The organism is Chloroflexota bacterium, from assembly GCA_009840625.1.
Taxonomy (GTDB): domain Bacteria; phylum Chloroflexota; class UBA11872; order UBA11872; family VXNJ01; genus VXNJ01.
Window position 1 is genome coordinate 36,253 of sequence record VXNJ01000018.1, and the last position, 12,976, is coordinate 49,228.

Genomic DNA, 12,976 nt, shown 5'->3' on the forward strand with positions numbered 1-12,976 from the left:
CGGAAGGGCTGGGAATTCCGCGGTTGCCGGCCCGGCCGGGGACGGCGGCCTATCGGGTCCGCTCCGCCCGCGCCCGATCGCGCAACTCGCGCATTCCCGTGGTGGCGATTCCCCGGCTGGCGATTTCGCCCTCCAGGGCCCCGCCCGGAGCAAACAGGTACCGTTCCGCGTCGCGCTGCGGGCAGTTGGGCGCGATCGCCCGCAGTTCGGGTCCCCCGAGCGCCGAGTGCAGCACGAAGTAGTTCGATCCCTCAACCAGCCGGTCGATTCGCCGCAGGTGGTGCTGTTCGGCCTCCATGTGGTCGTAATTTGGGGTGTCGACTTCCACGAGGTCGAAAACCGGGAATCCCAGCTCGGCCACCGCGTGTTCCATCTCGCGATTCAGGTCCGGATCAATGCGCAGGCCGGCGCTGGCGAGGTCCTCGGCGGGTATGTTGACCGGCAGGGTAAGCACCGGAATGTCGAATTCCAGTCCCAGTTCTATGTATTCGCGGTAGAAGGCCTGGTCCCAGGCAGTACCGCAGTGGGAATCGATGTGGGTCACGTCTATTCCGGTTTCAAGCAGCAGCTCGAGCTGGGCCCGCATTTCGCGCCGCACCTCTTCGGGGTCGGCGTGGGCGACCGTGTCGCCGGGATCCGGCCAGAGATTCCCGTCGGGACCGCACAGGCTGGGCACGTCATCTAGGACCGGCCCCCAGCCGAACCCCGGAAATTCGTTGTTGAGGGTGATGTGGCAGCCGACGTCCAGTTCGGGGCGCTCGCGGGCGATTTCGACCATTTCCGCAAATCCCGGACAGGGGACCATGATCGAGCCGCAGGTGGCCGCCCCCTCCATCGCTTCCACGCCGCCCAGGTTGGCCGGGCGCGACATGCCGAGATCGTCGACGTGTACTACGACGAAGGCTTCCACCGCGCCGCCGCCGTTCCCGGGCGCGCTTGTTCCGAGGGATGCCGCCGCGGGGCTCAGATTTGCCCGGCCCGGATCATCCCCTGGAGAACGGGGTAGTTGACGGTCGAGAAACCGAGTTCGGCGATAGCCGCTTCGATCTGCCCTCCGGCCGCGTAGAGATACCGCTCGGCGTCGCGCATCATCCAGTCCGGGGCGAAGTCTTTCAATTCCTGGGTCGGATAGGCCGAATGCACCGCCAGGTAGTTGAGCCCCGGTCGGCACTGCTCGAGGCGCGCGCGATTGTGCTCGGCGGCCACGAAGGGGTTGTACCAGGGCGTGCCCGGAATCGAGCGCTCGAACACCGGATTGCCCCGGGCCTGCATCCGGTCCAGGACGGTTTCGAAGTGCTCGCGGTCGCGCCGCAGGCCGTGCTCGATGTTGAACAAGTCGCCGGCGCCGTCCGGCAGGCGGCGCAGCAGCACCGGCAACTCGAAGTGCTCAGCGAGCTGCACGTAGTCGTCGAAGAAATTCTGATCGGTGGCGGTCCCCATGTGGGCGTCGATGTGGCTGATCTTTACCCCGGCGTCGAGAAGGTAGGAGACCTGCGCGCGCATCTCGCGCTTGACCTCGGCGGGGTCGGCATGGGCGATGGTCTCGCGCGCGGTCTGGAAAAGGAAGCCGTTTTCGTCACTCAACGTCGCAACGTCGTCCAGCAGCGGCGGCCAGCGGTAGTCGGGGAATTCGGCGTTGAGCGTTATGTGGCATCCGAAATCGAGATCTTCGCGCTCTAGGGCGATCGCGACCATCTCCTCAACGCCGGGGCAGGGGACCATGATCGAGCCGCAGGTGGCCGCCCCCTCCATCGCCTCGATCCCGCCACGGTTGGCGGCGTGCGACATTCCCAGGTCGTCGACGTGGATCATCACCAGCGTCGGGTCGTTTTTGGCCATTGGCGCATCCCCATCTGCCGGTTGCAGCCACCGGTTCCGCTCCCGGATTGCAGAACCCTGGCGGTGCTGCGACTATGCTCAAGATTAAGTTTGGCGGACCCGGCCGCCAGGGCCCGCACCGGCCCAATCGGCAGGACCGGCAACCGCCCGGTCGGTTTACCCAAAGACCGCTCCAAACCAAGCAGGTCAGGATAGCTTCGTGGCTGAGAAATTAGGTGTCGGCATCATCGGAGTGGGCAGCATCGCAACGATGTGCCACATCCCCGGCTACCAGGCCATTGCCGATCGGGTTGAAGTGCGCGCGGTCGCCGACGTAGTCGAGGAACGGGCCCGCGAGGTGGCGGCCGAATTCTCGGTGCCGAGGGCGTTCGCCGACTACCGCCAGCTGCTGGAACTGCCCGAAATCGACCTGGTTTCGGTGTGCGTTCCGCCGTTTGCGCACCGGGACTGCGCGGTGGACGCGCTCGGCGCGGGCAAGCACGTCCTATGCGAGAAACCGATGGCGATGAACAGCGCCGAGGCGGGCGAAATGATCGCCGCCGCCGAAAGCGCCGGCAAAAAACTCTCGGTGCAGTTCCAGACCCGGCAGACCCCGCAGGCCAGGCTGCTCAAGTCCAAGATCGAGCAGGGCGAGTTGGGACGGATCTACTTTGCCCGCGCCCAGTACTTGCGCCGCCGGGGAATCCCTTCCTGGGGGATGTTCCACAGCCGCGCTCACAACGGCGGCGGGGCGCTGATCGACGTCGGAGTGCACATTCTGGACCTGACCATGTGGTTGATGGGTTCGCCGAAGCCGGTGGCCGCGTTCGGATCCACGTTCGACTACCTGGGCCGCCGTGACGACATCTGGAATTCCTTCGGTCCGCACAACCATGCCGAATTCGACGTCGACGACTCGGCGTTCGCCTGCGTCAAATTCGACAACGGCGCGATCGTGAACTTCGAATGCTCCTGGGCGGCGAACTTCCAGGCCCGCGCCCAGCAGCAGCTGACCATCGCCGGCGATCGGGGTGGCGCCCAGGTCTTTCCGCTCAAACTCTTCGGGGACGACGGCGACGCTCTCTACGACATCGAGCCGGGTCCGTTCGAGGAGCTCGATTACAAGGCGCAGCACCGCGCGGCGATCGACCGGTTCGTCGACGCGGTCGAGAACGACCGGCCGGTGCTGGTCGAGCCGCAGCAGGCCCGAGCCGTGACCCAGGTCATCGACGCGATCTACGAATCGACCGAAAGTGGCGGACTGGCCCGAATCGGTCCCTGAACCGGTGGCCCTGGGAGTCGTCCTGGCCGCCGGATCGGGCCGGCGGATGGGGCAGGCCAAGGCGCTGCTCGATTGGGGCGGGGTGCCGCTGGTCGTCTGGCAGGCCAGGTCCCTTATTTCCGGCGGGTGCGAGAAGGTTCTGGTCGTCACCGGCGCCGAGCACGCTGCGGTGGGAGCCGCGCTTGAGGGATTGCCCGGCGTGGCCGCACTCTACAACCCCGATCACCGGTCGGGGCGCTCGACCTCGGTGCGCGCGGCGGCCCTGGCCGCCGCGGGATCGGACCCGGCGATCCTCTGCAACGTCGACCAACCGCTTCGCCGCGAGCTGGTCGCGCTACTGCTGGGCGCGGCCCGCGCGAGCCCTGAAGCGCTCGTCGTCTGCCCCGAGGTGGCGGGTCGCCGGATCCACCCGGTCCTGTTCCGGTCCGAGCTTTACCCCGAACTCGCCGCGGTAGACGAGCAGTCGCTGGGATTGCGGGCGGTGGTTTCGGCCAACTCCGATCGCCTGCTGGCGGTCGCGGCGGACCCGGCCTGGGCGCCGCCGCACTTTAACTACCCGGAGGAGTACGAGGCGGCCCGGGCGGCCCGGTTCGGACGCCGGTAGTCGGCCAGGTCCGAGCGGGACAGCGGCAGCGGCAGGAGCTTGGAAGGGTTGAGCAGGCGGTGCGGAGCGAACGCGTCACGCACCTTGACCATCGCCTCCAGCGACGGCGGGTCCAGCAGCTCGCCCAGAAGCATGTTCTTCTCCATGCCGAGGCCGTGCTCGCCGGTCAGGGTTCCGCCGACCTCCATGCACACCTGCAGGATGTCGGCTCCGGCGGCCTTGACGCGCTCCAGCGAATCCGGGTCGCCGGCGCGGTCGAAGAGGACGGTTGGATGGATATTGCCGTCGCCGGCGTGGAAAACGTTCATGATCCGCAGACCGTAGCGTTCGCCGATGGCGGCGACCTCTTCCAGTACTTCGGGGAGCCGGGTTCGCGGCACCACCCCGTCCTGGACGTAAAAGTCCGGGGCCAGGACCCCGATCGCCCCGAACGCCCCCTTGCGGGCCTTCCAGAGGTCCTCGCGTTCGGCTTCGTCGGCGGCGCGCCGTATTTCGATCAGGCCTTCGCTGGCCCGGCAGATCTGCTCGATGGCGGCCGCGTCCTCGTCCAGCCCGGCGTCGATGCCCTCCACCTCGACGACCATCACCGCCCCCGCGTTCTGCGGTATCCCGGCCGACGGCACCCAGCCGGCGACCGCTTGCGCGCAGGGCTGGTCCATAAGCTCGCAGGCGGCCGGGATTATCCCGGCGCCGATGATCTCGGACACGACGTGGCAGGCGGCGGTGACCGTCTCGAAACTCGCCAGCAGGGTGCGGGTCGATTCGGGCAGGCGCAGCAACCCGACGGTGATCTCGGTCACGAATGCCAGGGTCCCCTCGGAACCGATCAACAGCCCGGTCAGGTCGTAACCGGGCCCCTCGCGGCTGGCGTGCATGGTCGCCACCGCCCCGTCGGCGTCGACCCACTCCAGGGCCAGCACGTGGTTGGACGTGACTCCGTAGGCGAGCGTGTGGGCCCCGCCGGCGTTGGTGCCGACGTTGCCGCCGATGGTGCACGATTTCTGCGAGGAAGGGTCGGGGGCGTAGTAGAGCCCGAACTCGGCTGCGGCGTGCGAGATGTCCAGTTGGACCACGCCGGGTTGGACCACGGCCGTCCGCGACAGCGGGTCGACGCTCAGGATCTTGTCCATGCGGGCGGTTGAAACCACCACCCCGGCCTCGGCCGGAACCGCGGTCCCGGAGAGCGACGTTCCGGCCCCGCGGGCCACGATCGGCACGTGGTGGCGGCGGCAGATCCGCACCAGTTCGGCGACCTGCTCGGTGCTTTCCGGGGTGGCGACGATGTCGCAGGGATGGCGGTCGGTCGAGCCGTCGCTCTCGTAGAGCATCGTCTGGTGCGGTTTGTCCAGCACGTTTCGCGGACCCAGCGCCTGCCGCAGCTCGGCGGCCAAAGCGGCCACGTCGTAGGTCCGGTCGGTGATCTTTTCTGCCAGCGCCATCAGTTGAAGTGCTGCTCCCGGCGGTTGCTTAGCTGATTTTGCAATTCGCGCGTGCAGTTGCCCAGCAGCTCCAGGCAGGCTTCGAGGAGGTCGTCGATCCCGGGCGCGTTCAGGAGGTGCTGCCGCTGGGTCGCCGGAACCTGCAGGTTGGCGGCGACGGTCAAGGCGACCTGGAGCGGGTCCCGGCCGAGCGGCGGCGCGCTCCGGTAGAAGGACTTGAGCCGCAGAACAAGCTTCCAGTAGCGCGCGAACCCGGCCCGCAGGCGTTCGGCGTCGGCCATCCCGCTGGGCGAGGCCTTGCCCCAGGGCATCAACTCGACCTCGGCTTTCACCAGCGGAGCGGTTTCGAGGACTTCCAGTACCTTGAATCGCTGTCGGCCGACGACCCGGATTTCGCGGGTTTGGTTGGAGTTGTCCTTGCAGTCCACGATTTCGCAGCTGGTGCCCACGTCGCAGAATTCGGCCTCGTGATCGGCCACTTCCGAACCCTTGGTGATCAGGACGATGCCGAAGCAGCGCCGACGCTCGAGGCAGTCCTGAGTCATCTGCATATAGCGCGGTTCGAAGATATGCAGCGGCAACTGGCATCCCGGTAGCAAGACCGTATTGAGCGGAAACAGGTCCAGGATCACGGGTTCTGGCTGCGCATCATTGCCAATTTTGATCCTTTGCCGGTCGATATTGGGACCGGTCGCAGCGGTCAAGTCATCGCAAGATTATTTCAAGATTTGCGATGTTCCATCGCCTGGGCGTCGCAGGCCAAGTCAGGTTTGATGTGTGCCGGCGTATATCTCGGCTTCCGAACCGCCCGGCTTGCGGTATAGAGCTCAGCCGCGCTCTCGGTTCAGATGCCAAGCACCAGCCGCAGCCCGCGCGAGATTCGGGTCAATTCGGATCCGCCCACCCGCCCGGCCGGCCCCACCAATTGCTCAAGATCAAGCGTCATGATCTGCGATACGTTGGCCACCGAGTCTTTCGGCAAACCGGTGACGGCGGATGGCAACAGGACATTGCCGGGTGCGTCGACCAATTGGAGGTTCGACGTGACGCTCAACGCGATCGTCGTCTCTATGCGGCTGCGGTTGAATCCGTCCGCCTGGACTATGACAACGGGTCGGCGGAAACCGGGTTGCGCTCCGACCGGATCGCCAAGGTCAGCCCACCAGATCTCGCCGCGTTCGACTACCAATCCGAAGACGCCAGGATGCGGGTCTGGGAGTGCCGAATGTCGGCGGGCAGCTTGCTCGGTACCTTCGCATAGACCTTGTTCAGTTGGGCAGTCAAATCCGCCTGCTGGTGCTTGGCGACGTATTCGGCTACCGCTTGTGCGTACAGGCCGCTTCGGGTGGTTCCGAGGTCATTGGCCAGCTTGTCGGCAGCCTGGAAAATCTCATCGGGAATTGAAATCGCAGTTTTCATACCTGATCATAACTTGGTATGATTCAGGTAATGCCGCAATCCGAATCGCCGCGGGTGACAGGGAATTTGCGCCGCTGGGCCCGTGTTCGCAAGCGTTCGGAAACGAGACGAATCTCGATCCGGCGCGGTATCTGAACATTCCGACGGAGCGGGTCGGTGCTCTTGCGCGTCAATCGAGTCCTTGCCCGGCGTTCGCGTCGTTGGCTGACAGCTCACCGATGTCAATGGACTCCGCAGGCGGGGGTGCGAGGCGTCGGCTCCGATACCGCCCCGCAGACTGCGGCGAATCCTCGATGGTCACTTCCGAGCGAAGATCGGTGCCCGTCGGGCGTGAACGCTCTTGGAAGTTACGAGGGCGCCATGTGATGTTCGCCTGGCGGGCCTTGGGATCCCGACTTCCGGATAGCGTCCGGCCTGGGCCGGCCGCTATCGCAATAGGGCAATATTTGAAGCGGCGCACAAGGCCCGACCGCGCCCTTGTTGCTTGATCGAAAAAGGGGATTCCGATCACCGAAGAGCGCCTCCGCCGACAGTTGGAAGAGCTTTTGGGGTCAGCAGCGATCGGTCCGGCGGATCCGAAACTGGCCGCCATGCTGGCGGCCCCGGGCTTGCTGCAGGCGTCGCCGCCAACCCCGGAATTGGCAGCCGCGGCGTTGCGGGTCTGCGCCGAGAGCGAGGCTGCCGCCATCCCGGTCGGGGCGGGCAGCAAACTGGCCCGCGGGCGTCTTCCCCGGAAGGCCAACGTTCTGCTGTCGACCGCCGCCCTGGATCAAGTCAGCGACCACCAGCCGGCGGACCTGACAGTCTCGACCCAGACCGGGGTGCCGCTGGCAAGGTTGCAGGCCGAACTGGCCGCGGCGGGCCAGTTCCTGGCCGTCGACCCGCCCTGGGGGGACGTTGCCACCCTCGGCGGGCTGGTGGCTAGCGGCGCCGAGGGTCCCCTGCGACGCCGCTACGGGGCTTTGCGCGACCAGTTGCTTGGACTGCGGGTCGCCAATCCCGACGGCACCCTGACCTGGGCCGGCGGGCAGGTGGTCAAGAACGTGTCCGGTTACGACCTGACCCGGCTGCATACCGGCGCCTACGGAACGCTCGGCCTGATCACCGACGTGAACCTGAAAGTCTGGCCGCAGCCCGAGGCGGAACTGACCGTGCTGGGAACCGGAACGAATCCGCTGCCCCTGCTTGAACGGCTCGCGGTAGCGCCGTTCTGGCCGCTGGCCGCCGACCTTTTCCTGGGCCGTGCCGCGGCCCATCTGGGCAATGCCGGTCAGGGGCAATTCCTGCTGGCGCTGCGGTTCGGCGGTCGGGCCAGCGCCAACGCGCGTGGACAATCCGATGCGGTCGCGCTGCTGAGCGGGGCCGGTGCGCCGGATCCCCAGGTCCTGGCCGGCGCGGACTCGGCCGCATTCTGGAATAACGCCGCCGCCCTGCAGCCGGAGTGTCAGGCAACCGGTTTCGCGGTTGCCGCCATCGCCCTCCCGGCCCGCAATCGCGTCGAGCTTTTGCAGGCAGGGTTGGCGCGCTGGCGGGAGGCCGGAATCGAATTTTCGGGTTGGGGCCGGACCGAACACGGCTGGTTCCACGTGGCCCTTGCCGGGTCCACCGGCCCGCGGGCGCTGGCCGGCGAGCTCGGATGGCTCAGACAGCAATGCACCGCCGGCCGCGGCGCCTGCGTATTCGAACACCTGCCGGACCAGCTGGCCGGGCAGCTCGACCCCTGGGGCCCCGCCGATCCGGTCGCGCAGGCGGCGATGGAGCGCCTGAAAACCGCGCTTGATCCGCGCGCGGTCATCTCGCCCGGCCGATACTTGGGCGGAATCTGAGGCAGCCCCACCATGTCCATCTGGCAGCAGAGCTCGACCTTCTCCGCCACCGACGCTCCCGACCCGGGTTTGATCTCCACCTGCATCCACTGCGGGATGTGCCTGCCCGAATGTCCGACCTACCGGGCCCTGCGGGTGGAGACCGACTCGCCGCGCGGCCGCATTGAGTTGGTGCGGGCGGTGCACGAGGGCCGGCTGGACCTGGCGGAACCCTCGTTCAGCGAGCACATATTCCTGTGTCTGGACTGCCGGGGCTGCGAATCCGCATGCCCGTCCGGGGTGGAATACGGGCAGATCATTGAAGCCGCCCGTGCCCAGGCGACCCTGGCCGGAAATCTGCCGCCCGGGCTGCAGACCGCCAACCGCCTGATGCGTCTCATTCTTTCCCGCATCTGGCTGCTGCGGTTGATAGCGCGCGGCCTGCGGATCTCCCAGCAGCTGGGTCTGGACCGCCTGGTCGGCCCCCTGCAGCGGATGCGGATCCTGCCGGCGGGGCTTGCCCGGGCGGCGCGCGGCGCCCCGCGGATGTCGGCCGAGTTCTGCGGTCAGGCCGACCTGCAGGTGTTCCCACCGCGCGGCCGCCGACGCTACCGCGTGGGAGTCCTGACCGGGTGCATCATGCAGGTCGCGTTCGGCGACGTGAACCGGGCCACGCTGGAGGTCCTAGCCGAGAACGGCTGCGAGGCCGTGTTGCCGCGGCAGCAGGGTTGCTGCGGCGGTCTCAGCTGGCACAACGGCGACCGGGCGACTGCGCGCGCCATGGCGCGCCGCAACGTGCGCGCTTTTGACCGCGACGACCTGGACGCGGTCGTGATCAATTCGGCCGGCTGCGGCTCCTCGGCCAAGGAGTGGCAGGAAATGCTCGAGGACGACCCCCGGCTGTCCGCGGCCGCCGCCCGGGTCCGGGCCAAGACCTACGATCTATCCGAATGGCTGGACCACATCGGGCTCGAAGGCGAACTGGGGCCGATCAACGCGCGGGTCTGCTACCAGGATGCCTGCCACCTCCGCCATGCCCAGAAGATCACCGAACAGCCGCGCTCGCTGCTTTCCCGGGTGCCGGGACTGGAATTGATCGAGCCCGATCGCTCGTTCCTGTGCTGTGGCAATGCCGGAATCTACAGCCTGCTGAACCCGGACGTTTCCGAGCAGGTGCGTTCCGAGAAGCTGGACACGATCGAATCCACGGCCGCCGACCGGCTGGTCACCACCAACCCGGGCTGCCAGATGCACCTGGCCCAGGGTCTGGATCTGCGCGGGAACGCGATGCGGGTCCAGCATTTGGCCGAACTTCTGGCCGAGTCCTACGCCAGCGCCCGGGAGCCCCAATAGGCGATGCGCCACTAAAATCAGAGCGCCCTGCGGCATCGCACTTCCGTTTCGAGGATGGGTGTTGGTGTGTGCGGTGAATCGGACAGTGCAGGGCGGTTGTCGACGCTCAAAGGATTAATCGTGGACGAAGCCTATTCTGAATCGCAGTTCCCCGATTGCATCGCCTGCGGCGAGGGGGTCCTGGTGCCTCTATCGGACTTCGGCGGACACGGGGCATCGGTCCACTACAAGGCGTGGGTTTGCACTAATCCAACCTGCAAGTTCAATCTCAAGATCCGCAACGGCGAGGTCTACATGAACGAACCGGTCGTCGACCTCCGTCATTCGGCCCGGCGCTAGCGGCGGTGCGCTGAGCGCGAGGGCTTCATTTGCCTGAAGAGCGCCGCAGAACCGGTGGCGCGCCACCCACCCGGCGCTGCCCGTATTTCCCGACCAAACTCGCCACCGACCCCTGCGGTCGCTGCCGCTCATACTTCTCCGCCGAGGCGCTCGAGGTAGTCGAAGACGTCCGCGTCTGCCCCAAATGCAGCACCGAAATCGAGCTGGCGGCCGAACTGGCCGAAGCGCAGCGCTGGACCAGGGCAAACTTCTTCGCCTGGCTGCGTTCGCCGCGGGCGGCAGTCCTCGGGGCGCTGCTGCTGTTTCTGGCGCTGATCATCGGCGGCGGCACGGTGGTATTTATAAACCTCGCCTCGACTCCGCTCCCTTACGAGACCATCCGCCGGGCGCGGGTCGGCTTCACCCAGGACTTCTCCCTGGACGGGCAGGGGATTTCGCTGGTCGAAGCCATAAACGGCGGTGGAGCCTGGGCCCCGGCCGGGGCCACCCGGCGTCTCCTGCTGGACGGCGACAAGACCGTGATCGGGTTGGCCGACCAACTGCGGGTGGACCCGCGTGACGTCGCCGCCCTAAACGGGGTCGGCGGCGATCACAAGTTCCGCTCCGGAACCATGGTCGTAGTGCCGCTGTCGGACCGGCACACCTCGGCGCGCCTGGTGGACGGCCTGCTGGAACCGAACCTCCCGGGCTGGCAGTCCGGCCCGGCACAGTTCCCGCTCGATCTCGTCTTCTGGAGCGAGGAACCGTTCCCGCTTGAAAAAGTGGTCATCTGGAACCACGAACTGGAGGAACCCGCCTCCTTCATCGCCGAATTCGAGGTTTACGGCGCGCCGGTCGATCCGCGGCTCAACTCCGGCAGCCTGGAGCTGCTGGGTGCGTTCGAATCGCCCAGAACCGTCGGATCCAATCCCCAATTCGTGGAAGTGGACCCGGAGCGCCCCGAAACCCGCTGGTACGTCCTGAGAGTCCTTTCCAATCACGGTCACGGCGAGTACATCTCGGCCGCTGAAATCGGCCTCTTCGGGCCCGAACCCGAGGGCCTGGAGCCGGTCGAAGACGATGGCTGAGGGCGACCGCCCGCGTCTGCTCGCCGGGGTTGCCAAGCTTCGCTCCGGACTGGCCAGCCAGCTTGCCGGCGTTTTCGGCCGCGGCAGCCTATCCGAGGACGACTGGGAGGAGCTCGAAGACCTGTTGATCGCCGCCGACGTGGGCCCGACGTTCGCGGCCGAGTTGGTCGAGGAGCTGCGCGGCTCCGGCGCCGGATCTGATGCGGAGCTGGTCGAAATCGCGCGCCGTCGCCTGCTGGATCGTTTGGGCGAACCGGATGTCTCCCTGCCCGCGCCCGGAAAACCGGCGGTGATCCTGATCGTCGGGGTGAACGGGTCGGGCAAGACCACCACCATCGCCAAGCTGGCGGCGCGGCTCAAGCAGGAGGGTCACGCGGTCGTGCTGGCGGCGGGCGACACGTTCCGGGCCGGCGCGATCGCGCAGCTCCAGCACTGGGGCAGGGTGCTCGGCCTGCGGGTCATCGCCCAGGCGCCCGGCGCCGACCCGGGATCGGTTGCCTACGACGCGGCCGACGCCGCGCAGGCATCCGGCGCCGATTACCTGATCGTCGACACCGCCGGTCGGTTGCAGACCGATTCGAACCTGATGCGCGAACTGGAGAAGGTCGCCCGCGTGCTCGCCCGCCGGATCGCCGGCGCCCCGCACCAAACGCTGCTGGTGCTGGACGGCATGAGCGGATTGAACGGGCTCTCGCAGTCGCGCAAGTTCGCCGAAGGAGTCGGCCTGGACGGGGTCGTGATCTCGAAGCTGGACGGGACCGCCAAGGGCGGCATCGCGCTGTCGGTGGTGGAAGAGCTGGGGATTCCGGTCAAGTTCGTGGGCACCGGGGAGGGGATCGGCGACCTGGCCGGTTTCGACCCGGGTGTATTCGTGGATGCGATTCTGGGGCGCGGACCGGGCGCCGAAAACTAGCGGTAGCCGCCCGCCATCGAGGGCAGGATCGTGACCGTGTCGCCGTCGGACAGCTCGGCCGCCATTCCGCCTCGTTCGACGACTTCGGTGTCGTTGATGAAGAAGTTGGTGAACTTGAGGACGTCTTCGGAGCCGCCGCCGAGCGACTCGCGCAGGCTGGGAAAGTCGCGGTAGAGCGAATCGAGCAGTTCGGCCATGTTGGCCGCCTGCAGTTGCACGATCGCCTGCCCGTCGGTGTGGCCGCGCAGGACGCGCGGGATTCGGACGCTGACTGTCATATTCCGGCCACCGCTCCTGGTCTTCTGGAGTCGCCTGCGGCCGCCGCGATGCTTAAATGCGCGTCGCGCGGCCGGTGCGGAATTTATATTGAAAGTCTAAGAAGGCGCGGCTTTCGATGGGAGGGGGGAGCTGAAAATGGCAGATTCAACACACCGCGTCGGCGATGAAGTGGTGGCCGAGTGCACGTCGTGCCACCAGCGGACCAACATCATGCTGCGGGAACGCAAGACCATGATGGGATTTAAGAAGGAACAGTACTGGTCCTGCGAGCGCTGCGGCAATCGCCAGACGCGACCTCCTACCTGACCGGAACGACTAAACCCGATGCGCCCTAGGAGCGGGTTGTACCGGCATCCCTGAATCGCGGACGCGATTCAGGCCCAGTCCGTTTGATGGCCCGGCCGGCCCGAAACATCTGAACCCTCCATTGCGAATTCCGGACTTTGTGCCCGCGGCAGGCTTGCATTACCGCTGGCCCCGACCGCTCCGCAACCGAACCGTGTCCGCGCCGAGCGCCGACCAGCTTTTTGCCGCGTCCCTGATCCCGACCCGGCGGATGCGTCTTCCCTAGCGTTGATGGATCGAATCAAAACCGGCACCGTCTGAACCACGGGCCGCAGTCCAAGCGCGGCGGGCGCGGAATTTATGCCCCCGAATG

General features: G+C 66.9%; 14 protein-coding genes. 7 read left to right on the forward strand and 7 right to left on the reverse strand.

The window, feature by feature from the left end:
* Window positions 1-49: 49 nt before the first annotated feature.
* Both F4X41_09740 and F4X41_09745 read right to left on the reverse strand, forming a co-directional pair.
* The gene (locus F4X41_09740) at window positions 50-910 is read right to left on the reverse strand and encodes a ChbG/HpnK family deacetylase (GenBank protein ID MYB17290.1); all 861 of its coding nucleotides are present in this window, start codon (window positions 908-910) and stop codon (window positions 50-52) included.
* Between the two features lie 53 nt (window positions 911-963).
* Window positions 964-1,839, reverse strand: a complete 876-nt coding sequence (locus tag F4X41_09745; protein MYB17291.1) for a ChbG/HpnK family deacetylase — start codon at window positions 1,837-1,839, stop codon at window positions 964-966.
* Between the two features lie 199 nt (window positions 1,840-2,038).
* Here F4X41_09745 and F4X41_09750 point away from each other — a divergent pair, with 199 nt between their 5' ends.
* Together F4X41_09750 and F4X41_09755 are read left to right on the forward strand one after the other, a co-directional pair.
* Complete coding sequence (locus F4X41_09750) at window positions 2,039-3,100, forward strand: Gfo/Idh/MocA family oxidoreductase (GenBank protein MYB17292.1); 1,062 nt, start codon at window positions 2,039-2,041, stop codon at window positions 3,098-3,100.
* On the forward strand, window positions 3,072-3,704 hold the full coding sequence (locus tag F4X41_09755; protein ID MYB17293.1) for a nucleotidyltransferase family protein: 633 nt from the start codon (window positions 3,072-3,074) through the stop codon (window positions 3,702-3,704). The genes F4X41_09750 and F4X41_09755 overlap by 29 nt, the downstream gene beginning before the upstream one ends.
* Here F4X41_09755 and F4X41_09760 read toward each other — a convergent pair.
* The 4 genes from F4X41_09760 to F4X41_09775 all read right to left on the reverse strand — a co-directional run bounded on the left by F4X41_09760 (window position 3,653) and on the right by F4X41_09775 (window position 6,562).
* Complete coding sequence (locus F4X41_09760; GenBank protein MYB17294.1) at window positions 3,653-5,143, reverse strand: FAD-binding protein; 1,491 nt, start codon at window positions 5,141-5,143, stop codon at window positions 3,653-3,655. The two genes, F4X41_09755 and F4X41_09760, sit on opposite strands and share 52 nt — an antisense overlap.
* Window positions 5,143-5,847, reverse strand: a complete 705-nt coding sequence (locus tag F4X41_09765) for a hypothetical protein (GenBank protein ID MYB17295.1) — start codon at window positions 5,845-5,847, stop codon at window positions 5,143-5,145. The genes F4X41_09760 and F4X41_09765 overlap by 1 nt, the downstream gene beginning before the upstream one ends.
* Window positions 5,848-5,987: 140 nt before the next feature.
* Entirely contained in the window at window positions 5,988-6,332 is a 345-nt protein-coding gene (locus tag F4X41_09770; GenBank protein ID MYB17296.1) for a type II toxin-antitoxin system PemK/MazF family toxin, read from the reverse strand.
* On the reverse strand, window positions 6,326-6,562 hold the full coding sequence (locus F4X41_09775; protein ID MYB17297.1) for a hypothetical protein: 237 nt from the start codon (window positions 6,560-6,562) through the stop codon (window positions 6,326-6,328). The genes F4X41_09770 and F4X41_09775 overlap by 7 nt, the downstream gene beginning before the upstream one ends.
* A 533-nt stretch (window positions 6,563-7,095) precedes the next feature.
* Between F4X41_09775 and F4X41_09780 the strand changes: the two genes are divergently transcribed.
* The 5 genes from F4X41_09780 (at window position 7,096) to ftsY (ending at window position 12,039) form a co-directional block, all read left to right on the forward strand.
* Complete coding sequence (locus F4X41_09780) at window positions 7,096-8,388, forward strand: FAD-binding oxidoreductase (protein MYB17298.1); 1,293 nt, start codon at window positions 7,096-7,098, stop codon at window positions 8,386-8,388.
* Window positions 8,389-8,400: 12 nt separating this feature from the next.
* The gene (locus F4X41_09785) at window positions 8,401-9,720 is read left to right on the forward strand and encodes a (Fe-S)-binding protein (protein ID MYB17299.1); all 1,320 of its coding nucleotides are present in this window, start codon (window positions 8,401-8,403) and stop codon (window positions 9,718-9,720) included.
* Window positions 9,721-9,840: 120 nt separating this feature from the next.
* Window positions 9,841-10,059, forward strand: coding sequence for a hypothetical protein (locus F4X41_09790; protein ID MYB17300.1), 219 nt, complete (start codon window positions 9,841-9,843; stop codon window positions 10,057-10,059).
* 29 nt (window positions 10,060-10,088) lie between these two features.
* A complete protein-coding gene (locus tag F4X41_09795) occupies window positions 10,089-11,126 on the forward strand; it encodes a hypothetical protein (protein MYB17301.1) in 1,038 nt (345 codons plus the stop codon).
* Window positions 11,119-12,039: a signal recognition particle-docking protein FtsY gene (gene ftsY / locus F4X41_09800; protein MYB17302.1), complete on the forward strand. Its 921-nt coding sequence runs from the start codon at window positions 11,119-11,121 to the stop codon at window positions 12,037-12,039. The genes F4X41_09795 and ftsY overlap by 8 nt, the downstream gene beginning before the upstream one ends.
* On the opposite strand, the gene F4X41_09805 is transcribed toward ftsY, so the two are convergent.
* A complete protein-coding gene (locus tag F4X41_09805) occupies window positions 12,036-12,317 on the reverse strand; it encodes a MoaD/ThiS family protein (GenBank protein MYB17303.1) in 282 nt (93 codons plus the stop codon). The genes ftsY and F4X41_09805 overlap by 4 nt on opposite strands.
* Window positions 12,318-12,976 lie beyond the last annotated feature (659 nt).

What these genes read in the sequence shown, in the direction of transcription:
- F4X41_09760 (MYB17294.1), bottom strand. Translation starts at nt 5,143, where the DNA reads ATGGCGCTGGCAGAAAAGATCACCGACCGGACCTACGACGTGGCCGCT.
- F4X41_09775 (MYB17297.1), bottom strand. Translation starts at nt 6,562, where the DNA reads ATGAAAACTGCGATTTCAATTCCCGATGAGATTTTCCAGGCTGCCGAC.
- F4X41_09745 (MYB17291.1), bottom strand. Translation starts at nt 1,839, where the DNA reads ATGGCCAAAAACGACCCGACGCTGGTGATGATCCACGTCGACGACCTG.
- F4X41_09785 (MYB17299.1), top strand. Translation starts at nt 8,401, where the DNA reads ATGTCCATCTGGCAGCAGAGCTCGACCTTCTCCGCCACCGACGCTCCC.
- ftsY (MYB17302.1), top strand. Translation starts at nt 11,119, where the DNA reads ATGGCTGAGGGCGACCGCCCGCGTCTGCTCGCCGGGGTTGCCAAGCTT.
- F4X41_09805 (MYB17303.1), bottom strand. Translation starts at nt 12,317, where the DNA reads ATGACAGTCAGCGTCCGAATCCCGCGCGTCCTGCGCGGCCACACCGAC.